17 protein-coding genes are annotated in these 22,059 nt (G+C 71.2%); 15 read left to right on the forward strand and 2 right to left on the reverse strand.

All coding sequences use genetic code 11. The annotated features are described in order from the left end of the window. Positions 1 to 42: 42 nt before the first annotated feature. The 7 genes from ABZ464_RS17920 (at position 43) to ABZ464_RS17950 (ending at position 11,498) form a co-directional block, all read left to right on the forward strand. Positions 43 to 1,767, forward strand: coding sequence for a DUF4192 domain-containing protein (locus tag ABZ464_RS17920; protein WP_359277633.1), 1,725 nt, complete (start codon positions 43 to 45; stop codon positions 1,765 to 1,767). A gap of 490 nt (positions 1,768 to 2,257) precedes the next feature. Then, positions 2,258 to 4,183: a glycogen debranching N-terminal domain-containing protein gene (locus ABZ464_RS17925; protein ID WP_359277970.1), complete on the forward strand. Its 1,926-nt coding sequence runs from the start codon at positions 2,258 to 2,260 to the stop codon at positions 4,181 to 4,183. A gap of 131 nt (positions 4,184 to 4,314) precedes the next feature. Continuing rightward, positions 4,315 to 5,073: an NUDIX hydrolase gene (locus ABZ464_RS17930; RefSeq protein ID WP_359277636.1), complete on the forward strand. Its 759-nt coding sequence runs from the start codon at positions 4,315 to 4,317 to the stop codon at positions 5,071 to 5,073. Positions 5,074 to 5,215: 142 nt separating this feature from the next. Continuing rightward, positions 5,216 to 7,429, forward strand: coding sequence for an ATP-binding cassette domain-containing protein (locus tag ABZ464_RS17935; protein ID WP_359277639.1), 2,214 nt, complete (start codon positions 5,216 to 5,218; stop codon positions 7,427 to 7,429). Between the two features lie 163 nt (positions 7,430 to 7,592). Next, positions 7,593 to 8,480 (forward strand): FCD domain-containing protein, encoded by an 888-nt coding sequence (locus ABZ464_RS17940; RefSeq protein WP_359277642.1) that lies wholly within the window; start codon positions 7,593 to 7,595, stop codon positions 8,478 to 8,480. 432 nt (positions 8,481 to 8,912) lie between these two features. Further along, positions 8,913 to 10,463 carry an RNA polymerase sigma factor gene (locus ABZ464_RS17945; RefSeq protein WP_359277645.1) on the forward strand — a complete coding sequence of 517 codons (1,551 nt, stop codon included), beginning with the start codon at positions 8,913 to 8,915 and terminating at the stop codon, positions 10,461 to 10,463. A gap of 177 nt (positions 10,464 to 10,640) precedes the next feature. Next, a complete protein-coding gene (locus tag ABZ464_RS17950) occupies positions 10,641 to 11,498 on the forward strand; it encodes a serine protease (RefSeq protein WP_359277648.1) in 858 nt (285 codons plus the stop codon). 171 nt (positions 11,499 to 11,669) lie between these two features. On the opposite strand, the gene ABZ464_RS17955 is transcribed toward ABZ464_RS17950, so the two are convergent. Next, a complete protein-coding gene (locus ABZ464_RS17955; RefSeq protein WP_067247462.1) occupies positions 11,670 to 11,900 on the reverse strand; it encodes a hypothetical protein in 231 nt (76 codons plus the stop codon). 446 nt (positions 11,901 to 12,346) lie between these two features. Here ABZ464_RS17955 and ABZ464_RS17960 point away from each other — a divergent pair, with 446 nt between their 5' ends. The 6 genes from ABZ464_RS17960 to ABZ464_RS17985 all read left to right on the forward strand — a co-directional run bounded on the left by ABZ464_RS17960 (position 12,347) and on the right by ABZ464_RS17985 (position 19,396). After that, positions 12,347 to 14,470 carry a DNA topoisomerase IV subunit B gene (locus ABZ464_RS17960; protein ID WP_359277651.1) on the forward strand — a complete coding sequence of 708 codons (2,124 nt, stop codon included), beginning with the start codon at positions 12,347 to 12,349 and terminating at the stop codon, positions 14,468 to 14,470. Between the two features lie 334 nt (positions 14,471 to 14,804). Further along, entirely contained in the window at positions 14,805 to 15,329 is a 525-nt protein-coding gene (locus tag ABZ464_RS17965; RefSeq protein ID WP_359277654.1) for a DUF1453 domain-containing protein, read from the forward strand. Continuing rightward, positions 15,326 to 16,477, forward strand: coding sequence for a histidine kinase (locus tag ABZ464_RS17970; protein WP_359277657.1), 1,152 nt, complete (start codon positions 15,326 to 15,328; stop codon positions 16,475 to 16,477). The genes ABZ464_RS17965 and ABZ464_RS17970 overlap by 4 nt, the downstream gene beginning before the upstream one ends. Next, positions 16,474 to 17,157 (forward strand): response regulator transcription factor, encoded by a 684-nt coding sequence (locus ABZ464_RS17975; RefSeq protein WP_359277659.1) that lies wholly within the window; start codon positions 16,474 to 16,476, stop codon positions 17,155 to 17,157. The genes ABZ464_RS17970 and ABZ464_RS17975 overlap by 4 nt, the downstream gene beginning before the upstream one ends. An 80-nt stretch (positions 17,158 to 17,237) precedes the next feature. Then, the gene (locus ABZ464_RS17980; RefSeq protein WP_359277662.1) at positions 17,238 to 17,807 is read left to right on the forward strand and encodes a DUF485 domain-containing protein; all 570 of its coding nucleotides are present in this window, start codon (positions 17,238 to 17,240) and stop codon (positions 17,805 to 17,807) included. Next, positions 17,804 to 19,396, forward strand: a complete 1,593-nt coding sequence (locus ABZ464_RS17985; RefSeq protein WP_359277664.1) for a cation acetate symporter — start codon at positions 17,804 to 17,806, stop codon at positions 19,394 to 19,396. Before ABZ464_RS17980 ends, ABZ464_RS17985 begins: the two co-directional genes overlap by 4 nt. Positions 19,397 to 19,490: 94 nt before the next feature. Here ABZ464_RS17985 and ABZ464_RS17990 read toward each other — a convergent pair whose 3' ends face one another. Then, positions 19,491 to 20,183: a response regulator gene (locus ABZ464_RS17990; protein WP_359277667.1), complete on the reverse strand. Its 693-nt coding sequence runs from the start codon at positions 20,181 to 20,183 to the stop codon at positions 19,491 to 19,493. Between the two features lie 161 nt (positions 20,184 to 20,344). Here ABZ464_RS17990 and ABZ464_RS17995 point away from each other — a divergent pair, with 161 nt between their 5' ends. Together ABZ464_RS17995 and ABZ464_RS18000 are read left to right on the forward strand one after the other, a co-directional pair. Beyond that, positions 20,345 to 21,160 carry an ABC transporter ATP-binding protein gene (locus tag ABZ464_RS17995; RefSeq protein ID WP_359277669.1) on the forward strand — a complete coding sequence of 272 codons (816 nt, stop codon included), beginning with the start codon at positions 20,345 to 20,347 and terminating at the stop codon, positions 21,158 to 21,160. Continuing rightward, positions 21,150 to 22,013 (forward strand): ABC transporter permease, encoded by an 864-nt coding sequence (locus tag ABZ464_RS18000; protein WP_359277671.1) that lies wholly within the window; start codon positions 21,150 to 21,152, stop codon positions 22,011 to 22,013. The genes ABZ464_RS17995 and ABZ464_RS18000 overlap by 11 nt, the downstream gene beginning before the upstream one ends. Positions 22,014 to 22,059: the final 46 nt, after the last annotated feature.

Below are 22,059 nucleotides of genomic sequence, written 5' to 3' on the forward strand. Positions count from 1 at the left end.
CAGGTCGAAGCGGAGGGTCGCAATCCGCGAGATCGTCGAGGCATGACGAACCACAGCGAAACGACCGGCTCCTTCGACAACGGTGACATTTCCGGACGCGACGAGCTCGACGGGCCCATGTCCCACGACGGCCGACCCGCTCACGGCGACCCGTCCCCTTACGCTGACGCCCCCGGGCAGGGCGACACGACTCTCCACGGCGACGGGTACGCCGACGACGGCAGGCCGCCGTACGACGACGGCGGGCGCCCCTTCGACGACGGCGAGCAGCATCCGTGGGACGGCGGCGAGCATCCGGACCGCGATCGAGAGCACCCGTACGACGGCCCCTTGGCGTACATCAGCCACACGCCCTACGACGCGAGCACGCCCTACGACGGCGAGTCCGCCGCCCACCACGTCACCCTGCGCACCCCGGGCGAACTCGCCGACGCCCTGCCCTACCTGCTCGGATACCGCCCTGAGGACAGCATCGTGCTGGTCGCCCTCGGCGGCCGGGGCGGCCGGGGCCGGTTCGGCGGCCGGGCCAGGCTCGGCATCCCCGCACACCCGGACGACTGGTCCGCCGTCGCCCAGCAGCTCGCGGAAGGGCTGGTGAAGGGAAGCGAACGGCGTGGCGCCCGCCCGGCGCAGATGGTCGCCTACCTCTGCCAGGATCCCGCGGAGGGCGAGACGGGCCGCGAGGTCATGGCGCGACTGGAGCCCTTGGCCCGCGCCCTGCGGGTCGCCTGCGGGACGCTCGACGCGCCGGTCATCGAGGCGCTGTGCATCTCCGACGGCCGATTCTGGTCCTACTGCTGCGCCCGAGAGGGCTGCTGCCCGGTCGAGGGGACGTCCATGGGCCTGCCCGGCACCTCCGTGCTGGCCGCGGCAGCGACCTACGCCGGAATCCAGGTCCGGGGCACCCTGCGCGAGCTGCGCGCCCGGCTGCTGCCCCTGGAGACGGGCGTCGCGCTGGAGCAGGAAGTCGCCCTGGACAAGGCGAACAGCGCGCTGGTCACGAGGATGATCGACGACGTGGACCGTGCGGTCGTCGCCGAGGAGACGATCGAACGGGCCGGACGGATCATGGGGCGCTTCGCCGAAGCACCCGTCGTGCTGGGCAACGCCGAAGCGGACCGCAGGGACGACGCACTGCTCGGTTGCGACGAAGCCGCCGCTCTGATTCTCGGCCTCCAGGACCGGGTGACGCGTGATCGGGCGGCGGAATGGATGGAGGGCGACGAGGCGGCGCCCGCCCTGCGCCTGTGGCGGGCACTGGCCCGCCGCTGCGTCGGTCCCTACGGCGAACACGCCGCGGCGCCGCTCACCCTCGCCGGCTGGGTCGCCTGGTCCGGCGGCGACGAACTCGAGGCCCGCGAGGCCCTCGCCATGGCTTTGGGCGCGGACCCCGACTATCTCTTCGCCCGCCTGTTGCACCAGGCCTGCAACGAGGGGCTCGACCCGGAATCGGTACGTCGTTGTCTGCGCTCGGAGCGCGAGGGGCGCCAGGCACGCGCATCGCAGACACGAGAGGCGGCCGACCGGGCCGCCTCCAGGGCCGACCGGGCCGCCTCGAGGGACGAGAACGGCGCGTCGGACAGCGCGCGGACGCAGCGTCTGCCGGGCGCGAACGTGGGACGCCCCCGGACGCCCTCGACGCGTCCCGCCGCCGCGAGCAGGGGCGGGTCACGCCCGCGCGCCACGGGGAAGCCTCCCGCCCGGCGCCGAGGAGCCTGCGCTGAAGGCGTGCGGGCCGACGGGGACGACACCAAGGGGAAGGGGTGAACCGGCATCGAGGCGTTGACGGCGGCGGCCCCTCCCGCCTTCCCGCCCACGTGCCGGCGCGCCCGACCCCACCGCCGATCGGTGGGGTCCGTACGCCAAGGCCGTGACCTGGGAGAGTCCCGCCCCGTTCACCTGAGTGGCGGTAGATCCGCACCGAACGTACCGCCACCGCGCACCCGCATCGCCGGAGGCCCGCCACCGGCCACGCCCCTGTCCGAGGCGCACAGAGAGCAGAGGAAGTCACCGCATGCACCAGCCGACTCCGCCCTCCACCGCCCGACGCGCCTCGCCCGCCCAAGGGGCAGAGGACACCGCGGGCACCTTCAGCGGCCAGGGCCGGACCACCCCTGACATGTCCACCGGCAGTTCAGCCCTCCCGCCCATCGCCGCCCCGCGCCGCCCGTCTCCCCGCCCGCCCGGCGGCGCGGCACCGGTCACACCCCCGGCCGCTACAAGGCGCTCAGGAGAGCTGCCACCCACCCACACCGCGATGATCTGTGTCGCCCTGCCGGGCCTCGCCATCTCCACCGAACAGGGACAGCTGACCGGGCACGGGCTGGAAGGCTTCTACCGGGCCGGCAGACGCATCCTGTCGCGCTGCCAGGTGCGGGTGGCCGGTCGTGAACCGCTCGGGGTGCAGGCGCGGATGACCTCGGCCGACCGGGCCCACTTCACCGCCACGCTGCGCGTCACACCGCACGGCGGCCCCGATCCGGATGTCGTCGTCGAGCGGATCCGCCGCGCGGACGGCACGGAACGGATCACGCTGCGCAGCGCCGCCGCACGGCCCCTGCGGCTCCCGGTCGAGGTGGCGCTGGGCACCGATCTCGCCGACATCGGGGCGATCGCCGCCGGCGCCGTGGGCCCGGAGCTTCCCGCCCATGTCCGCGACTCCGGTTTGTGCTGGTCATCCCCCGCAGGCACCTCATACGTCACCGCCGATCCGCCGCCCTCCGACGCGATCGCCTCCGCGGGACTGCTGCGCTGGGACTTCGACCTGCCTCCCGGCGGCAGCGTCCGTGTGGAACTGAGGGTCCGGCCGGAAGGCGCGGGCCCGGTCCGGGCCGTCGGCCGCGCGGCCACGAGTCCCCTCGCGCCCGCCCGTGCGACGGGGGACGACCCGCGTGTGGCGGCGCTCATGGCCACGAGCGTCGAGGATCTCCAGGCGCTGCTGGTGCGCGACCCCGCCCACCCCGCCGACGCCCACCTCGCCGCGGGGGCGCCGTGGCGCTGCGGTCTGGCCCCGGTCGAGGCACTCGCCGCGGCCCGCATGACCCTGCCCCTCGGGACCCGGCTCGCCGCGGGCACGCTGCGCACCCTGGCCCGCGCCCAGATCGCACGACCGGGACCGCGCCACGGCATGATCCCCGGCCCCCGACGGGACGCGGGCGCCCATCTGCCGCCGGGCTGCACCGGCACGGAGGCCACCCTGCTCTTCCCGGTGCTCCTCGCCGAGGCCCGCCGCTGGGGGCTGCCCGACAGGGACACGGAGGAACTGCTGCCGACCGCCGAGCGCTGCCTGACCTGGCTGCGGACCGCCGTGGGGGAGGGGACCTATCTGCGCGACCCGCAGCCCAGCGGGCCCGTCCGCTGCGAGACCCAGGCGCATGCCCATCGCGCGGCCCTGCTCGGCGCCGATCTGCTCGACGGCTGCGGCAGGGCGAGCGGCGACGCCGACTGGCTGCGGGAGTGGGCGCGGAGACTGCGGGCCGTCTTCCGGCGCGACTTCTGGCTCGACGACCGGGGCGGCGGCAGGCCCCCGGCCGCGCTCACCCCGGAAGGGCGACCGGTGCCCCACCTGGGTGCCACAGCGGTCCACCTCCTCGACACCGGCCTGCTCGGAGGCGGTGCCATGGCCCCCGGACTGCTCGACAAGGTGCAGACAGAAAGCCTGGCCCGGCTGCTCGGCAGCCCCGCGATGGACTCGGGCTGGGGCCTGCGGGGCATGAGCGCCAAAGAGGCGGGCCACAACCCGTTCGGCCATCGCGGCGGCGCCGTACGGGTCCACGAGACGGCGATCGCCGTCGCCGGACTGGCCGCCGCGGGCTACGAGAAGGAGGCCGGCGTGCTGCTGGGCGGGGTACTGGCGGCGGCCGAGGCCTTCGGGCATCGCCTGCCGGAGATGTACGCCGGGGAGCAGCGCACCGAAGGAGGTGCCCCTGTGCCCCACCCGGCCGCCTGCCGTCCGGCCGCCACCTCCGCTGCCGCCGGGATCCTGCTGCTGACGACTCCGGTCGGCATCCGGCCCGACGCACCCGCCGGGACGATCACCCTGCGCCCCCAGCGCGGCGCGCCCCTGGGCGAGATCGGCCTGACCGGACTGCGGGTCGCGGGCGAGCCCTTTTCCGTACGGGTCAGCCGACTCGGTCTCGCCATGGTCGAGGAAGCGGCCGAAAGACTGCAATTGGGAGTGTGACCTCGGATGACGAGGAACACGGCGGGCCCCGGGCCCGACCGGTGACAGCGCCGCCGTACCGGAGTGGATCAGCCATCGATGCGTCCGGCGAAGGGTGTGTTTATCGTCAGGAAGACGACTATGATCGCCGCATGCCCTACGACCCGTCAGCCTTTCCGCCCTTTGCCGTCACAGTGGACCTGGTCGTACTGACCGTGCGCCGCCACGCCCTGTGCGCACTGGCGGTGCGCCGCGGAGAGCCGCCGTTCCAGGGCCGGTGGGCGCTCCCTGGCGGCTTCGTACGGGCCGACGAGGACCTCACCCAGGCGGCGGCGCGGGAGCTGGCGGAGGAGACCGGACTGCGGGCCGACGACCCCGACGCCCCGGCCCACGACAACGGCGCCCACCTGGAACAGCTCGCCACGTACGGCGACCCCAAGCGGGACCCCAGGATGCGCGTCGTCAGCGTCGCCCACCTCGCGCTCGCCCCAGATCTGCCCGCCCCGCGAGCCGGCGGCGACGCGAGCAACGCGCGCTGGGCGCCGGTCGAGGAACTGCTGCAGCAGGGCGGTTACGGCCGTGACGGCGAACCCGTCGCGCCCCTCGCCTTCGACCACGCCCAGATCCTCGCGGACGGGGTGGAGCGCGCCCGCTCCAAGATCGAGTACTCCTCGCTGGCGACCGCGTTCTGCCCCACCGAGTTCACGGTCGGCGAGCTGCGCCGGGTCTACGAGGCGGTCTGGGGCGTCGCCCTCGATCCACGCAACTTCCACCGCAAGGTCACGGGCACCCCTGGCTTCCTGGTCCCCACCGGGGGCACCACCACGCGCCAGGGCGGCCGCCCCGCCCAGCTCTTCCGCGCCGGGGGCGCGACGCTGCTCAACCCGCCGATGCTGCGCCCCGAGGTGTGACGCCGAGCCACCGCAACTGCTCACCCGCCCAGGGGAGTCGACCGCAGGGCTGAGAAAAGGCGGGTCGGACGCGCCAATCGGCCCGCCCCGTCGGCCATGCTGTGTCCGGAAAAACCTCATATGGCGCGCTATCTTGCTAAAGGTGATCCAGGCCTTCGGATTGACCAGCGACTCCCGCAAGGAGCTTCCAGCCGCCGTCGACGACGTCTCCTTCGAGGCACGTGCGGGCCGCGTCACCGTGCTGCTCGGAGCGCCGGGCGCGGGAAAAAGCACGGCGCTCAGACTCATGCTCGAACTCCAACAGGGCCGTGGTCTCACCTACTTCAGAGGCCGCCCCCTGCACCGCATCGCCCACCCCTCACGCGAGGTCGGCGTCCTGCTCGGAGATGTGCCGGGGCACCCGGCCCGTACCGTCCGCGGTCATCTGCGCATGCTCTGCGCGGCCGCAGGGGTTCCGGTTCGCCGCGCCGACGAAGTGCTGGAGGTGGTCGGCCTGATCAGCCTGCGGGACGAGCGCCTCGGCACCCTCTCCCGGGGCATGGACCGGCGGCTGGGGCTCGCCTGCGCCCTCCTCGCGGACCCGCACACCCTCGTGCTCGACGAACCGGCGGAAGGGCTCTCCGGCCGCGAAGACCGTTGGCTGCACGGCATGGTGCGCGCGCATGCGGCCCACGGCGGCACGGTGCTGATGACCACGGCCGACCCCAAGGAGGCCGTCCGCACGGCCGACCGGGTCGTCACCCTCGAACAGGGCAGGCTCGTCGCCGACCAGGAGGTCACCGACTTCGCCCGCACCCGGCTGCGCCCCCGTGTGGCCGTCCGCAGCCCGCACGCCGCCCGCCTGGCCGCCCTGCTCACCAAGGAAGCACGCACCGGGCACCGCTCCGTCGAGGTCGTCCAGGAGGACGGCAACCGGCTCTGCGTGTACGGCAGTACATGCGCGGAGGTCGGTGAGACGGCGTTCCGGCACGGCATCCTCGTCCACCAACTCGCCGACGAGACAGGTGACATGGGCCCGGGCGCCGTTCCCGAGCCGCACCCTTCTGATTCGGGCGACTCCGATGTCGTACGGACGGAGAACGGCGTACGCGCGGGGGATGGCGTACGCGCGGAGGACGGCGATCCGGAGGGCGCACCAGGCTCCGATGACGCATCGGCGTCCGAGGCGAAGCCGACTCCCGCTGTCGGCTCGCTGTCCGAGGTGACAGCGGCACCCGCCGGCCCGCTGACCGATGCCCGCTCGGCGTTCTCTGACGCGGTTTCCGGTCGTGCCACCCGGCCCGAGCCCGTCACGGCACCCGCCGCCGGGCCGGCCCCGCACCCGGTGCCGGCCGACGCCACTGCTCTCGAACTCGCCACCAAGCCCGAGCTCCTGCCTCTGCCCCTGGCGGTCGCCGAGCAGCTGACCTTCCCCGAGCCCGCCGCCGACTCCGACGCAGACGGCCCCCGGTCGCCGAAGAAGTCGGGCCGCACGCTGCGAGGCAGACGCCGGATCCTCTCCGCCTCCCGGGCATCACGCTTCGCCACCATGCCGGGAAATCTCGACTCCGTGTCGGCTCTGCCGCCTCCGATCTCCGTCCGCTCCGCCCCCAGTCCCCTGCGCCCCCTCCGCTACGAACTCCGCCGTGCCGCCGGAATCGGCACCAGCTTCCTGACCGGCGCCGCCGTGCTCCTCTCCTCCGCCCTCATCGCCGTACTCCTGGCGCGCGCGGGACACACCTCGCAGGCGCGGCTGCTCGCCGCGTGGCCCGTGCAGCTGCCGCTGCCGCCGGCGGCACTCGGTGCGGGACTGCTCGGTGCGCTCGCCTTCGGGGACGAGTTCCGCCACCCCGCCCTGGCCGCCGACAACGGCACCGTGCCCCGCAGGCTCGGGCTGCTCAGCGCCAAGCTCCTCGTCGCCGGGCTCACCGCGCTGCTGCTGGCCTTCCTCACCGTGGGCTGCGACGCCGAGGTGCTCTACCTCCTCTACGGACGGGAGCTCGCGCAGGTTCCCGCGGAGTGGGCTTCGCTGAGCGCGAGTTGGCTCGCCCTTGTGATCGGCTGCGCCTGGGCCGGTGTCCTCGCGGCCGGTGTGTTCCGGTCGACCACGGCCGGACTCGCGGCGGTGCTGGCCGTGCCGGTCGCCGTGGTACCCGTCGCACAAAGGGCCGCGGAGCACGCGTCCGTGCGGACCGCGGCCGGTTTCTCGCTGCGGTTGCGCGAGGTGCTGCTCGTCCAGTGGCCCTTCGGTGGAGAGCGCTATCTGTTCGCCGCGCTGCGGGTGATCGCCCAACCCGTGGGCGGGGCAATGACGTTGTCGCTGGCCGCGCTGCTGGGCGCGTATGCGCTGGTGAACCTGCGGAGCCGGGTCCGGTGACGATTGATCTGCACCCATCCTGTCCTGGCGTGTGCACAACTACCCGGAGAACGCCCGTTTCTTTCCGATAAGGCGTCAATTGCGACGGGGTGAGCGATCACCCTTTCGTGTGCTTTTCACCAAAGACCTCAAGGGAGTTGGAGGCGACGCCGACAAAGGATCCGTGAGTACCCTTGCGCACACCATGATGACCGCCGCCCGCTCCGCCGACTCCGGTCTGGCCGGCCCGGGCGAACTCGACCGCTACCCCTACGCCGACGCTCCGGTGGCCGACCGCGTGGGAGCCCCCGTCTGGGAGGGCGCGGACCCCGAGCTGGGCCGCGTGGGCCGGCGCACCGCGGGCAGCCGCGGACGCGGGCTGCACGGCCAACTCGTCCAGCAGCTGGGCCAGATGATCGTCTCGGGTGACCTCGGCGCCGACCGTCCGCTGGTGCCCGAGGAGATCGGCCAGCGCTTCGAGGTCTCCCGTACCGTCGTCCGTGAATCGCTGCGTGTGCTGGAGGCCAAGGGCCTGGTCAGCGCCCGGCCGAACGTCGGCACGCGCGTGCGTCCCGTCAGCGACTGGAACCTGCTCGACCCGGACATCATCGAATGGCGGGCCTTCGGACCGCAGCGGGACGACCAGCGGCGCGAGCTGAGCGAGCTGCGCTGGACGATCGAGCCGCTCGCCGCCCGTCTCGCCGCGGGGCACGGGCGGGACGATGTCCAACAGCGACTGGGCGACATGGTCGAGATCATGGGACACGCCATGGGGCAGGGCGACGCGCTGACGTACTCCCGGGCCGACACCGAGTTCCACACCTTGCTCATCCAGGTCGCAGGCAACCGCATGCTGGAGCATCTTTCGGGGATCGTCTCGGCCGCCCTGCAGGTGTCCGGAGGCCCGGTCACGGGCTGCGACCGGCCGACCGAGGCGTCCCTGGCGCACCACGCCAGGATCGTCGACGCCCTGGCCGCGGCCGACGGCGGTGCGGCCGAGGCGGCCATGCGGCAGCTGCTCACCGTGCACCCCGAGGTGGAGCGCGTCGTGCCGGCGCCGCGCGAGCACTGACGGCCCGCCGCGGGAGGTGCGACCGGGGATGTCCTCCCCCTCTTCCGCCGTCCTCGGCCGGCTCCCCGCCTTCGGCGTCGGACCCCGCAGAACCCCGCTCGGGGGTCGCGGGGTCCGACGGTTCGACCCGGACCGGGGTGGATCGCGGCAACCTGGGTACGTACTACGGGTGACCACCTCTGCCCGTGTCTGGCCGTTTTTGAGCGCTTACGCGGTGTGACTCGGGCCACGAAGATTGGGCGTAACGCTTGTGGAAACAACGCGATGACCTAAGAGGTGACAGCCGAGGAGGGAATACGGACGCCGTTCAAGGCGCTGTGCATCTTCCCGGCCCCCCGCCCGCACCGTCGGTCCACCCCCAGGCCGGTGGTCGGCTCCTGTCCGCCGTGGACGGGGCCGGAAGCCGTTTTCCAACGTTCCGAGAGGTTGTTCGTGTCGGCCAGCACATCCCGTACGCTCCCGCCGGAGATCGCCGAGTCCGTCTCTGTCATGGCGCTCATTGAGCGGGGAAAGGCTGAGGGGCAGATCGCCGGCGACGATGTGCGTCGGGCCTTCGAAGCTGACCAGATTCCGGCCACTCAGTGGAAGAACGTACTGCGCAGCCTCAACCAGATCCTCGAGGAAGAGGGTGTGACGCTGATGGTCAGTGCCGCGGAGCCCAAGCGCACCCGAAAGAGCGTCGCAGCGAAGAGTCCGGCCAAGCGCACCGCCACCAAGACGGTCGCGGCGAAGACGGTGACCACGAGGAAGGCCACCGCCACCACCGCGACTGCGCCGGCCGCACCCACTGTGGACGACCCCGCAGAGGAAGCCGCCCCCGCCAAGAAGGCGGCTGCCAAGAAGACCACGCCCGCCAAGAAGACGGCGGCCGTGAAGAAGACGGTCGCCACCAAGAAGACGACGGCCGCGAAGAAGACCACCGCCAAGAAGGACGACGCCGAGGTCCTCGAGGACGAGGTCATCGAGGACGCTCCCAAGGGCGGCGACGAGCCCGAGGGCGCCGAGAGCGCCGGCTTCGTGCTCTCCGACGAGGACGAGGACGACGCGCCCGCCCAGCAGGTCGCGGCCGCCGGCGCCACCGCCGACCCGGTCAAGGACTACCTCAAGCAGATCGGCAAGGTCCCCCTGCTCAACGCCGAGCAGGAGGTCGAGCTCGCCAAGCGCATCGAGGCCGGTCTGTTCGCCGAGGACAAGCTGGCCAACGCCGACAAGCTCGCCCCGAAGCTCAAGCGCGAGCTGGAGATCATCGCCGAGGACGGCCGCCGCGCCAAGAACCACCTCCTGGAGGCCAACCTCCGCCTCGTGGTCTCCCTGGCCAAGCGCTACACCGGCCGCGGCATGCTCTTCCTGGACCTCATCCAGGAGGGCAACCTCGGTCTGATCCGCGCGGTCGAGAAGTTCGACTACACCAAGGGCTACAAGTTCTCCACGTACGCCACCTGGTGGATCCGTCAGGCGATCACCCGCGCCATGGCCGACCAGGCCCGCACCATCCGTATCCCGGTGCACATGGTCGAGGTCATCAACAAGCTCGCGCGCGTGCAGCGCCAGATGCTCCAGGACCTGGGCCGTGAGCCCACCCCAGAGGAGCTGGCCAAGGAACTCGACATGACCCCGGAGAAGGTCATCGAGGTCCAGAAGTACGGCCGCGAGCCCATCTCGCTGCACACCCCGCTGGGCGAGGACGGCGACAGCGAGTTCGGTGACCTCATCGAGGACTCCGAGGCCGTCGTTCCGGCCGACGCGGTCAGCTTCACGCTCCTGCAGGAGCAGCTGCACTCCGTCCTCGACACCCTGTCCGAGCGCGAGGCGGGCGTCGTCTCGATGCGCTTCGGTCTCACCGACGGTCAGCCGAAGACCCTCGACGAGATCGGCAAGGTGTACGGCGTGACGCGCGAGCGCATCCGCCAGATCGAGTCCAAGACCATGTCGAAGCTGCGCCACCCGTCGCGTTCGCAGGTCCTGCGCGACTACCTCGACTAGACCGCATCGGCAGCACGACCCAGGTCGAGGCCGTACGACGCGGAAGGCCCGGTTCCCCCTCGGGGGAGCCGGGCCTTCGGCATGAGTAGGGGCCCTCGGCGTGGGCGCGCGGTCGCGGGGTGTCGCACAGTGGATCACTCTGGGTGTTCATCGATCACTTCTGAGTGAGGAGTGTGCATGCGTCGTCGCTTTGTCCGGGCACTGGCCCGGCCATTGGCACTGGCGGCCACGGCAGTGGCCATACCGTTGCTGTCCGCCGCCCCCGCGGCCTCCGACGTCGTCCTGGGCGGATTCCCCGTCGAAGCCGCCCAGAGCCCGTGGACGGTCGCGCTGTCCAGTCGTGACCGGTTCGGAGGTATGAGGTCGGGACAGTTCTGCGGCGGGGTCGTGGTGGACCCCACGACCGTGCTCACGGCGGCCCACTGCATGGGCGAGGACGTCCTGGGGGCGCCGCCGGACCGGGCCCGCGACCTTAAGGTCGTCACGGGCCGTACGGACCTGTATTCGGACGAGGGCCGGGAGATCGCCGTACGGGAGATCCGGGTGAACCCGGCGTACGACAGCGGCAGCAACGCCGGCGACTTCGCCGTGCTCACCCTCGCGGAGGCCCTGCCCAGGACGTCGGCCATCGGACTCGCCGGACCGGGCGACGCTGCGTACCGGCCCGGAACGGAGGCCGTGATCACCGGCTGGGGCGACACCACGGGGTTCGGCGCCTATCCCCGCCGGCTGCGGGCCGCCCACGTCCATGTGCTGGCCGACGCGCTCTGTGAGCGGGCGTATCCGGGTTCGGCCGACGGCAAGTACCTCTCCGCGAGCATGGTGTGCGCCGGGGAGGAACGCGGCGGGCGGGACGCCTGCCAGGGGGACAGTGGTGGGCCGCTGGTCGCACGGGGCCGGCTGATCGGGCTCGTGTCGTGGGGCAGCGGCTGCGGGAGGCCGGGAAGTCCGGGGGTCTACACCCGCGTCTCCGAGATCGTCCGGACGTTGGGCCGGGGCAAGGCCTCACAAGGGAGCGGAAAGAAGGCTCCCTGACAACGTCTGGGCCGGCCCCTCCCGCCCCTGTGGGCGGTGTCACCGCCCGGGGAGCGTGTCAGGCGCGTCCGCGGATCATGAAGCCACGAGAGCGGGCGGCGATCCCTGTTTCCAGGGACCACCGCCCGCGTACCGGCCTGTGCCGATGTGGCTCGTCGTGGACGCGTCGGATCAGCGCTCTTCGTCGGAGGCGGATGCGGGAACGGTCGTCAGCCGCTCCGTCTCGTCCTGTATTTCAGCGGCGATCTTCTTGAGTTCCGGCTCGAACTTGCGGCCGTGGTGGGCGCAGAAGAGCAGTTCTCCGCCGCTGAGCAGGACCACGCGCACGTACGCCTGGGCGCCGCAGCGGTCGCAGCGGTCAGCGGCCGTCAGCGGGCTCGCGGGGGTCAGAACAGTAGTCACGTCGCCTCTTCTCTAGCTCGACGAGCTGTCGTACCAGGGTCAACATCCAACCAGCCCCAAAACGTTCCCGCTCGTGGCTTCTCCTCGAAAAAAATCTTCGAGGCGGCCGTCTGCTGCCGGTTTGGCGGCGAATGTGCCGTATTGCGTCTCGGTGGTGCTTACGGTTTCGCGCTGTCGGTCAATGGTCTCGATCCTCCCCGGCTGGATTGCCGGTTTGTTCATGAGGACGTGCCCGGAGCCTAAATGGTTCATGCCTCGAAGGGAACGTGATATGTACTTCACTCCAACGAGGGATCGAACACGCATGCGACCCTGGACTAGTCTGAGTTCAGACCGAGGGTGGCGTGACAACGGCTCTACCAGGCCTCGGTACCCTCTTGGCGGCGAACGAAGCCGCGCCCTTACCCAGAAGGGCCCCACCTGAAATTCAGCGAGGAGCGAACCGCGTGACCGCCGAAACGTCCGTGCCGTCCACTGCGCTGCTGGCAGGAGCAGACCGGGACGGTTCCAACTACACCGCGCGGCACCTGCTCGTCCTCGAGGGCCTCGAGGCCGTGCGGAAGCGCCCGGGCATGTACATCGGATCCACCGACAGCCGTGGTCTGATGCACTGCCTGTGGGAGATCATCGACAACTCCGTGGACGAGGCCCTAGGGGGCTACTGCGACCACATCGAGGTGATCCTCCACGACGACGCCTCGGTCGAGGTGCGCGACAACGGCCGGGGCATCCCCGTCGACGTCGAGCCCAAGACCGGCCTCTCCGGCGTCGAGGTCGTCATGACCAAGCTGCACGCCGGCGGCAAGTTCGGCGGCGGCTCCTACGCCGCCTCCGGCGGTCTGCACGGCGTCGGCGCCTCCGTCGTCAACGCCCTCTCGGCCCGCCTCGACGTGGAGGTGGACCGCAGCGGACACACGCACGCGATCAGCTTCCGGCGCGGTGCGCCGGGTGCCTTCGCCGCGGACGGCCCCGACGCGAAGTTCGAGGCCCAGGGCGGCCTGCGCAAGACCAAGAAGATCGCCAGGGCCCGCACCGGCACACGCGTGCGGTACTGGGCCGACCGCCAGATCTTCCTCAAGGACGCCAAGCTCTCGCTGGAGAACCTCCACCAGCGAGCCCGCCAGACCGCGTTCCTGGTGCCCGGCCTGACCATCGTCGTCCGCGACGAGTACGGCCTCGGTGAGGGCGGCAGCAAGGGCGAGGAGTCCTTCCGCTTCGACGGCGGCATCAGTGAGTTCTGCGAGTACCTGGCCACGGACAAGGCCGTCTGCGACGTCCTCCGCTTCACCGGGCAGGGCACGTTCAGGGAGACCGTCCCGGTCCTGGACGAGCACGGGCAGATGACGCCCACCCAGGTCACCCGCGAGCTCGAAGTGGATGTCGCGATGCGGTGGGGCACGGGGTACGACACGACCCTGAAGTCCTTCGTGAACATCATCGCCACCCCCAAGGGCGGTACGCATGTCGCGGGCTTCGAGACGGCCGTCACCAGCACCATGAACGAGGTCCTGCGCACCAAGAAGATGCTGCGCGTCGCCGAGGACGACATCGTCAAGGACGACGCCCTGGAAGGCCTGACCACGGTCGTCACCGTCCGCCTCGCAGAGCCCCAGTTCGAAGGCCAGACCAAGGAGGTCCTCGGCACCTCGGCGGCCCGGCGCATCGTGAACACCGTGATCTCCAAGGAGCTCAAGGCGTTCCTGACCAGCACCAAGCGCGACGCCGCGGCCCAGGCCCGTGTCGTCATGGAGAAGGCGGTCGCCGCCGCCCGTACGCGCATCGCGGCCCGTCAGCACAAGGACGCGCAGCGCCGCAAGACGGCCCTGGAGTCCTCCTCGCTGCCCGCGAAGCTCGCCGACTGCCGCAGCGACGACGTCGACCGCAGCGAGCTGTTCATCGTCGAGGGCGACTCCGCGCTCGGTACCGCCAAGCTGGCCCGGAACTCCGAGTTCCAGGCACTGCTGCCGATCCGGGGCAAGATCCTCAACGTCCAGAAGTCGTCCGTGACGGACATGCTCAAGAACGCCGAGTGCGGCGCGATCATCCAGGTCATAGGGGCCGGCTCCGGGCGCACCTTCGACATCGACGCCGCCCGCTACGGCAAGATCATCATGATGACCGACGCCGATGTGGACGGCTCCCACATCCGGACCCTGCTGCTGACGCTGTTCCACCGCTACATGCGGCCCATGGTCGAGGCCGGTCGCGTGTTCGCCGCGGTGCCGCCGCTGCACCGCATCGAGCTCGTGCAGCCCAAGCGGGGTCAGGACAAGTACGTGTACACCTACTCGGACCGTGAGCTGCGCGACAAGCTCATGGAGTTCCAGAGCAAGGGCGTCCGGTACAAGGACTCCATCCAGCGTTACAAGGGCCTCGGCGAGATGGATGCCGACCAGCTGGCCGAGACGACGATGGACCCGCGCCACCGCACCCTGCGCCGCATCAACCTCTCCGACCTGGAGGCGGCCGAGCAGGTGTTCGACCTGCTCATGGGTAATGACGTCGCGCCGCGCAAGGAGTTCATCTCCAGCTCGGCGGCGACCCTCGACCGGTCGCGTATCGACGCGTAGTCGCCGGGCCCGGGGCCCGGGCCTGCGCCGGGGGAGGCTCCGGTGCAGGCCGTCCCGGTGGGCGGCGGGGCGTCAGGCCGCGCACCGGCCGCTGGAAGATCGGTACGGCGGGGGTTGGTTCCGGGTGGAATCAGCCCCGTCGGCTTACGGTCCGGCGCCGGCTCGGCCGCGCCGCTCTCGCGCCGGGTCCTCCACCCGGGGGTGGAGTTCCACGGCGGTGCGGATCCACCCATGATCCACCCTGGCTCCGATCCGCTGACCTGCGCGAATCCGTAGCGTCGTAGGCGTCGGCGGCACTCGCTGCCGGCATCCCCTTCTCGCTCACGGAGGCGTGATGTCCGGGCTGATCGACGCACTGGTGATCGTGGCCGTGGCCGCGCTGGTGATCGTGCGGCAGTTCCGCGCAAGCCGTGTCGACGCGGACCGGCGGTGGTGGATCCTCCCGATGATCCTGGCCGTCGTAGCCCTGCGCGAGCCCCACCTGCTCGACGCCCACCACCCCATTGCGTCGGCCCTGGTCCTCGGCGCGGAACTGCTGGTCGGCCTGGCCACGGGAGCCGGCTGGGCCTGGACCACCCGTATATGGGTGGAGGCCGACGGCGCGGTGTGGAGCAGGAGCACCAAGGCCAGCGTGGGCGTCTGGATCCTCGGCATAGGCCTGCGCGCGGGACTGTTCGCGCTGGGCACGCTGTTCGGCGTCCATCAGGACAGCTCGGCCCTGATGCTGGCGCTGGCGAGCACTCTGCTGGTCCGCTCCGGGATCCTGATCTGGCGCGTGCAGCGTCTGGACCGGACCCCTGTGGAGAGCACGGCGTACGGTGAGCGGACGGCCCGGACCACGTGGAAGGAGCGCGTGTGACGGAGAACGCCTGGACGCGCTGGCCCTCTCGGGAGGCGCTGAGCCGGCAGGGGACGACCACTCCCCGGCGCCTGCTCGCCTGGGTGGTGAGGCTGCTGCTTCTCGGCATCCTCCTTTGGGGCGCCTTCCACGGCAGCCGTGTGCACGGCTGGGTCGCGATCGCCGGAGCCGTGGGAGTCCTGGTGACCGGCGGGCTGGCCTGGTGCTTCTGGCGGACCACGCTCCAGCACCGGTTCTGGCCGTCGTTGGCCGTGATCCTCCTCCTGCTGGGACTCGCCGTCGCAGCCCAGGCCGTGGGATTCCGGGAACCCGCCCTCGTCGTGTGGTGCGGTTGCTGTATCGCGGTGCTGGAACGGATGCCCCTGGCGGCGGCGCTCCCTGTCGCCTCGGTCGCGCTCGCCTCGTACGCGGCGGTCAACAACGACGTATGGCTGACCACGGCCGCGACGGTCGGCGGGATGGCTCTCGCGGGATACACCCTGCGCCTGGATGCCGAGGCCCGGGGCAACGCCCAGAGGCTGCTCGCCCAGGAGCGCGCGGCGCGGGTCGCGGAGGCGGAGTCGGCCGCGCTCGCCGAGCGGGCCCGGATCGCCCGGGAGATCCATGATGTGCTGGCCCACAGCCTCTCGGCGCAGCTGGTGCATCTGGAGGCCGCCCGGCTGCTGATCGAGAGAGGTGCGGGCCGCGAGCAGATCCTCGAACGGGTGGTGGCGGCCCGGGGAATGGCCCGCGACGGCCTCGACGAGACCCGGCACGCGCTGTCCGCGCTGCGCGGCGATCTGACGCCGCTCGAGGACTTCCTTACCGACCTCGTTCGCGCGGACGACGGTGCCGAGGTCACCGTCGTGGGTGACCGCAGAGCACTGCCGGCCGAGGCGTCGCAGGCAGTGCGCAGGGTCGCCCAGGAGGCCCTGACGAACGTCCGGAAGCATGCTCCGGGCGCCAAGGTGCGGATGCGGCTGGAGTACGACCCGCATGAAGTGACCTTGGACGTGCGGGACTCGGGGGGTTCACCGGGTGAACTCGCCGAGGCCGGCGGCGGGTACGGTCTGCTGGGGATGCGCGAGCGCGCCGAGCTGCTGGGCGGGTCGCTGGACGCCGGGCCGGACGAGGAAGGGTTCGTGGTGACGCTGAAGGTGCCGGTATGACGGAGACGGCGGAGCGGAAGCCGGCCAGGGTGGTGGTCGCGGACGATCAGACCGTCGTCCGGGAGGGCATCGTGATGCTGCTCGGGCTGTTGCCCGGAGTCGAGGTGGTGGGGGCTGCCGCGGACGGCGACGAGGCCGTGCGACTCGTCGCGGAACTCGCGCCGGACGTGGTGCTGATGGATCTGCGGATGCCCCGCTGCGACGGGGTGGAGGCGACACGGCGGATCCGCGCCGAGCACCCCGGGACACAGGTCGTGGTCCTCACGACGTACGCGGACGACGACTCCCTGTTCCCGGCACTGCAGGCGGGGGCGCGGGGATATCTCACCAAGGACGCCGGCGGGGACGAGATCGTGCGGGCCGTGCACAGTGTGCTGTCCGGGGACGCGGGGCTGTCGCCGAGCGTGCAGCGGCGGCTGCTGGAGCGTCTGTCGGCACCCGAGCCGGAACCGGTCGCGCCGGCCGCCCCACCGGACGGTCTCACCACGCGGGAGACGGAGGTGCTGACGCTGATCGCCGAGGGCCTCAGCAACCAGGAGATCGCCCGTCGGCTCCAGGTGTCCACGGCGACGGTGAAGACCCACATCAACAACATGTTCACCAAGACAGGGCTGAAGGACCGTGCGCAGGCGGTGCGTTACGCCTATGGAAAGGGGCTGGTCCGGCCACCGACGGGATGAGTGGTCTTTTCGTCACCTGATGGGGTGAAGCAGGCGGGGAAGGAGAGCCGGGGGTCTTCCCGTTCTGTCCATCCTTGGGCATGCAGTCAAGCAATGGCCGTGCCTGCGGCGGCGGGGACGGTCCTGAGAGATCCGGCGAGCACCATCACGGCCGGGACCCGGAGTTCGTCGAGGCGCCGGGTGAGGTGCGCTACGAGGACCCCTGGTACGACGCGCTCGCGTCGGGCTGGGGGGAGCAGGGTACGACGGCCTCGGCGGGCGTCTACGGGGCCGAGGTCCCCGGGGCCCGAAGGGAGCGGGAGGACGGGGCCGTGGCGGCGGCCCAGGTGTATCTCGAGGTGCAGCGCAGTGCCGCGTTCCAGGAAGTGCGCAGCCGCTACCGGCGGTTCGTGGGGCCTGCGGTCGCGGGGTTCTTCCTCTGGTACCTGGGCTATGTCGTGACCGCGACGGCCGCGCCGGGGTTCATGGCGAGGCCGGTGGTGGGCGCGGTGAACGTGGCGCTGGTCGCGGGGCTCGGCCAGTTCCTCACGACGTTCCTGCTCACCTGGGCCTACGCGCGGCACGCGCGGCTGCGCCGGGACCGGGCGGCGCTCGAACTGCGCTGGGACACACAGGAGCTGACGCGCGGGGTGAGGAGTGGTGCGTCGTGACCGGACACCATCAGGCGCTGGCGTTGGCACTGTTCAGCGCCTTCGTCGCGGTCACCTTGGGGATCACGACCTGGGTGAGTCGCAACCGGCAGGGGTCGGAGGAGGAGTTCTACGCGGGAGGGCGATTGTTCTCCCCGATGGAGAATGGTTTTGCCATCGCGGGTGACTACATGTCGGCCGCCTCCTTCCTCGGTGTCACGGGTCTCATCGCGCTCTTCGGCTACGACGGGCTGCTGTACGTGGTCGGCTTTCTCGTGGCCTGGCTGGTGGTGCTGTTCCTGGTAGCCGAACTGGTGCGCAACTGCGGACGGTTCACGCTCGCCGACGTCGTCGCGGCACGGATGAGCGAGCGGCCGGTGCGGATCGCGGCGGGAACCTCCTCGGTCACCGTGTCGGTGCTCTATCTGGTGGCGCAGATGGTGGGTGCGGGCAGCCTGGTCGCGCTGCTGCTCGGGAAGACCGGTGAGGCGGTCCAGGCGTGGGCCGTCATCGGGGTCGGGGCGCTCATGGTGATCTATGTGTCGTTGGGAGGGATGCGGGCCACCACATGGATTCAGATCGTGAAGGCGGTGCTTCTGCTCGGCGGCACGATCGCGCTCACGGTGCTCGTGCTGGTGCGGTTCCACGGGGACTTCGACCGGCTGCTGCTCACGGCGGCCGAGCGCAGTGGACACGGCGCCGCGTTTCTGGCGCCCGGGCTGAAGTACGGCGGGGACTGGACCGCCCGCTTCGACTTCATCAGCCTCGGGCTGGCGCTGGTGCTGGGTACGGCCGGGCTGCCGCACATCCTGTCGCGTTTCTACACGGTGCCGACCGCGCGGGCCGCCCGGCGGTCCACGGTCTGGGCGATCGGGCTCATCGGCGGCTTCTATCTGATGACGATCGTGCTCGGGTTCGGGGCGGCGGCGATCCTCGGGCCTGAGAGGGTGCGCGGTGCGAACGCGGCCGGGAACACCGCGGTTCCGCTGCTGGCGCTCGACCTGGGCGGCGGAGCCGACTCGACGGGCGGCACGGTGCTGTTCGCGTTCGTGGCGGCGATCGCGTTCGCGACGATTCTCGCCGTGGTCGCCGGGATCACGCTGGCCTCCTCGGCATCGGTGGCGCACGACCTGTACGCCTCGTTGCGCCGCAGCAGGACGAAGGCCCGCAGCGAGGTGGCGGTGGCGCGGATCGCCGCTGTCGGCATCGGTGTGATCGCGATCGCCCTGGGGCTGCTGGCCCGGGGGCTGAACGTCGCGTTCCTGGTGGGGCTGACGTTCGCAGTCGCGGCGTCCGCGAATCTTCCGGTGCTGCTGTACTCCCTGTTCTGGCGGGGCTTCACCACACGGGGCGCGGTGTGGGCGGTCTACGGCGGACTGGTGCCGGCGCTGGTGCTGGTGGTGCTGTCGCCGGTGGTGTCGGGCAGCCCCGAGTCGCTCTTCCCGGGCGTGGACTTCCAGTACTTCCCGCTGCAGAACCCCGGGCTGGTCTCGATCCCGCTGGGCTTCCTCGCGGGCTGGCTCGGCACGGTCACCTCGGCCGAGATCGCGGACGAGGCCAAGCACGCGGAGACCGAGGTCCGGTCGCTGACGGGGGCGGGCGCCGTCTGACCGGGCGCGCTGGGCGTCGTAGGAGGTGCGGCGGTTCGGGACCTGTTCGCAGGGGTGCCTCCGGCGTCGCAAGAGACACGGTGGCGCCGGATCGTTACGGGGCCACCCAGGCGTAGCGGTGTTCCGGGCGGCCGGTGTCGCCGTACTTGAGGGAGAGGCGCAGTCGGCCGGCCTGTTCCAGGTGGCGGAGGTAGCGCTGGGCGGTGGAGCGGCTCAGGCCGGTCTCGGCGGCCACCTCGTGGGCCGAGAGCGGGTGGTCGGCGCGGTGCAGGACGGTGCAGATCAGGTCCGTGGTCGGTTCCGAGTGGCCGGTCGGCAGGCCGGGGGAGGACGGGACCGGGGAGGTGCGCAGGGCGCCGAAGATCCGGTCGACCTGTTCCTGGCCGGCGACGCCCCGGCCGCCGACCCGGTCCACCGTGCGGCGCAGAGCGGCGTAGGAGTCGAGACGGGTGCGCAGCGCGGCGAAGGTGAACGGTTTCACCAGGTAGTGCAGCGCGCCCAGACGCATGGCGGTCTGCACGGTGGTGACGTCGCCCGCTGCCGTGATCATGATGACGTCGGTGCCATGACCCTGCTCCCGCATCCGGTGCACCAGCTCCAGGCCGGTCCCGTCGGGGAGGTAGTGGTCGAGCAGGACCAGGTCGATGCTTCCGCGCTGCACGGTGGCCAGCGCCTGGGCGGCACTGTGCGCGCGGGCGGCCACCCGGAAGCCGGGAACCTTCCCCACGTACTTGGCGTTTATCTCAGCGACGCGGAAGTCGTCGTCCACGACCAGGACGTCAATCATCGGGCCTCTTTCCGTCAAGGCCTGGTGGGCGTCGAGCCCATGTTTCGGCTCCGCTGTTGTAGCGCGCGCAAAACGAGCACAACAGCCTCTTGCAAGCAAAAGAAGCGCATGCGCTCACAAGGCTGATGCCGTGTCCCGGCTCACATCTACCGTCCCCGGCCATGAGCGCACACACCAGCCCCGCCATCGAGCTGCGGGGCGCGAGCAAGGTCTTCAGGACCCCCTCGGGAGGCCTGCACACGGCCGTCCGGGACCTCGACCTCACCATCGGGCGCGGCGAGTTCGTGGCCGTCGTCGGACCCACCGGCTGCGGTAAGTCGACCACGTTGACCCTGGTCAGCGGCCTGGAGGAGCCGACCCGGGGCGAGGTGCTGGTCGCCGGGCAGCCGGTGCGCGGGGTCGGCGACAAGGTCGGCTTCGTCTTCCAGCAGGACGCCACCTTCCCGTGGCGCACCGTCCTGTCCAATGTGATGGCGGGCCCCCGTTTCCGCGGCGTGCCCAAGGCGGAGGCCAGACAGAAGGCCCGTGAGTGGCTGGCGCGGGTCGGGCTCGCGGCCTTCGAGGACCGCTACCCGCACCAGCTCTCCGGTGGTCAGCGCAAGCGGGTCGCCCTCGCCGCCACCTTCGTCAACGACCCCCAGATCCTGCTCATGGACGAGCCGTTCTCGGCGCTCGACGTGCAGACGAGGGCCCTGATGTCGGACGAGCTCCTGGAGCTGTGGGAGGGCACGGGCGCCTCGGTCGTCTTCGTCACCCACGACCTGGAGGAGTCCATCGCGCTGGCCGACAGGGTCGTGGTCATGACCGCGGGGCCGGCCACCGTGAAGCAGGTCTTCGACATCGACCTGCCGCGCCCCCGCAAGGTCGAGTCGGTGCGTCTGGAGCCGCGGTTCATCGAGATCTACCGCGAGATCTGGGAGTCCCTCGGCGAAGAGGTCCGCATCACCCGCGAAAGAGGTGCCGCCCATGTCGCCTGACGTCCTCAGCACGCCCGTCGCGGACGCGGTCAAGGCGCCGGATCGCGCCCACTCGCGCGCGCGTGCCGCCCGCAGACGCAAGATCGTCGTCGGGACCTCCCGGGTCCTGCTCCTGGTGGCCGTCCTCGCCCTGTGGGAGGCGCTCTCCCGGGCCAAGGTCATCGATCCGTTCAACTTCTCGATGCCCTCCAAGATCTGGGACCAGATCTGGACCTGGGTCACTCACGGGACCGCGCTCGGCTCCCTCGGCGAGCAGATCTGGTACACGCTCTACGAGGCACTGCTCGGCTGGGTCATCGGTGTGATCGCCGGTGTCGTGTGCGGTATCGCGCTCGGGCGGGTCACCTTCCTCGCCGATGTCCTTGGTCCCTACATCAAGGTGCTCAACTCGATCCCCCGTATCGTCCTTGCGCCGATCTTCGTCATCTGGTTCGGACTCGGCCCCGCCTCCAAGGTCGCCTCGGCCGTCGTCCTGGTGTTCTTCCCCGTCTTCTTCAACGCCTTCCAGGGCGCCCGCGAGGTCGACCGCAACCTGGTCGCCAACGCCCGCATCCTCGGGGCGAGCGACCGCAGGGTGACGCTTCAGGTCGTCATCCCGTCCGCCACCTCCTGGATCTTCACCAGCCTCCACGTCAGCTTCGGCTTCGCCCTCATCGGCGCGATCGTCGGCGAGTACATCGGCGCCACCAAGGGCATCGGTCTGCTCGTCGCGCAGTCCCAGGGCACGTTCAACGCGGCCGGCGTGTACGCGGCGATGGTCATCCTCGCCGTCGTGGCACTCGTCGCCGAGGGACTGCTCACCTTCGCCGAGCGGCGCATCTTCCGGTGGAAGCCGTCGGGCTCCGACAGCTGACCCGTCGTTGAACGATCCTCGGCCCGAGCATCCCCCTGCCCTTTCG

This window comes from Streptomyces sp. NPDC005820 (genome assembly GCF_040630255.1).
Lineage (GTDB): Bacteria > Actinomycetota > Actinomycetes > Streptomycetales > Streptomycetaceae > Streptomyces.

What these genes read in the sequence shown, in the direction of transcription:
- ABZ464_RS18000 (WP_359277671.1), top strand. Translation starts at nt 21,150, where the DNA reads ATGTCGCCTGACGTCCTCAGCACGCCCGTCGCGGACGCGGTCAAGGCG.
- ABZ464_RS17930 (WP_359277636.1), top strand. Translation starts at nt 4,315, where the DNA reads ATGCCCTACGACCCGTCAGCCTTTCCGCCCTTTGCCGTCACAGTGGAC.
- ABZ464_RS17990 (WP_359277667.1), bottom strand. Translation starts at nt 20,183, where the DNA reads ATGATTGACGTCCTGGTCGTGGACGACGACTTCCGCGTCGCTGAGATA.
- ABZ464_RS17975 (WP_359277659.1), top strand. Translation starts at nt 16,474, where the DNA reads ATGACGGAGACGGCGGAGCGGAAGCCGGCCAGGGTGGTGGTCGCGGAC.
- ABZ464_RS17920 (WP_359277633.1), top strand. Translation starts at nt 43, where the DNA reads ATGACGAACCACAGCGAAACGACCGGCTCCTTCGACAACGGTGACATT.
- ABZ464_RS17980 (WP_359277662.1), top strand. Translation starts at nt 17,238, where the DNA reads ATGCAGTCAAGCAATGGCCGTGCCTGCGGCGGCGGGGACGGTCCTGAG.
- ABZ464_RS17995 (WP_359277669.1), top strand. Translation starts at nt 20,345, where the DNA reads ATGAGCGCACACACCAGCCCCGCCATCGAGCTGCGGGGCGCGAGCAAG.
- ABZ464_RS17950 (WP_359277648.1), top strand. Translation starts at nt 10,641, where the DNA reads ATGCGTCGTCGCTTTGTCCGGGCACTGGCCCGGCCATTGGCACTGGCG.
- ABZ464_RS17965 (WP_359277654.1), top strand. Translation starts at nt 14,805, where the DNA reads ATGTCCGGGCTGATCGACGCACTGGTGATCGTGGCCGTGGCCGCGCTG.
- ABZ464_RS17925 (WP_359277970.1), top strand. Translation starts at nt 2,258, where the DNA reads ATGATCTGTGTCGCCCTGCCGGGCCTCGCCATCTCCACCGAACAGGGA.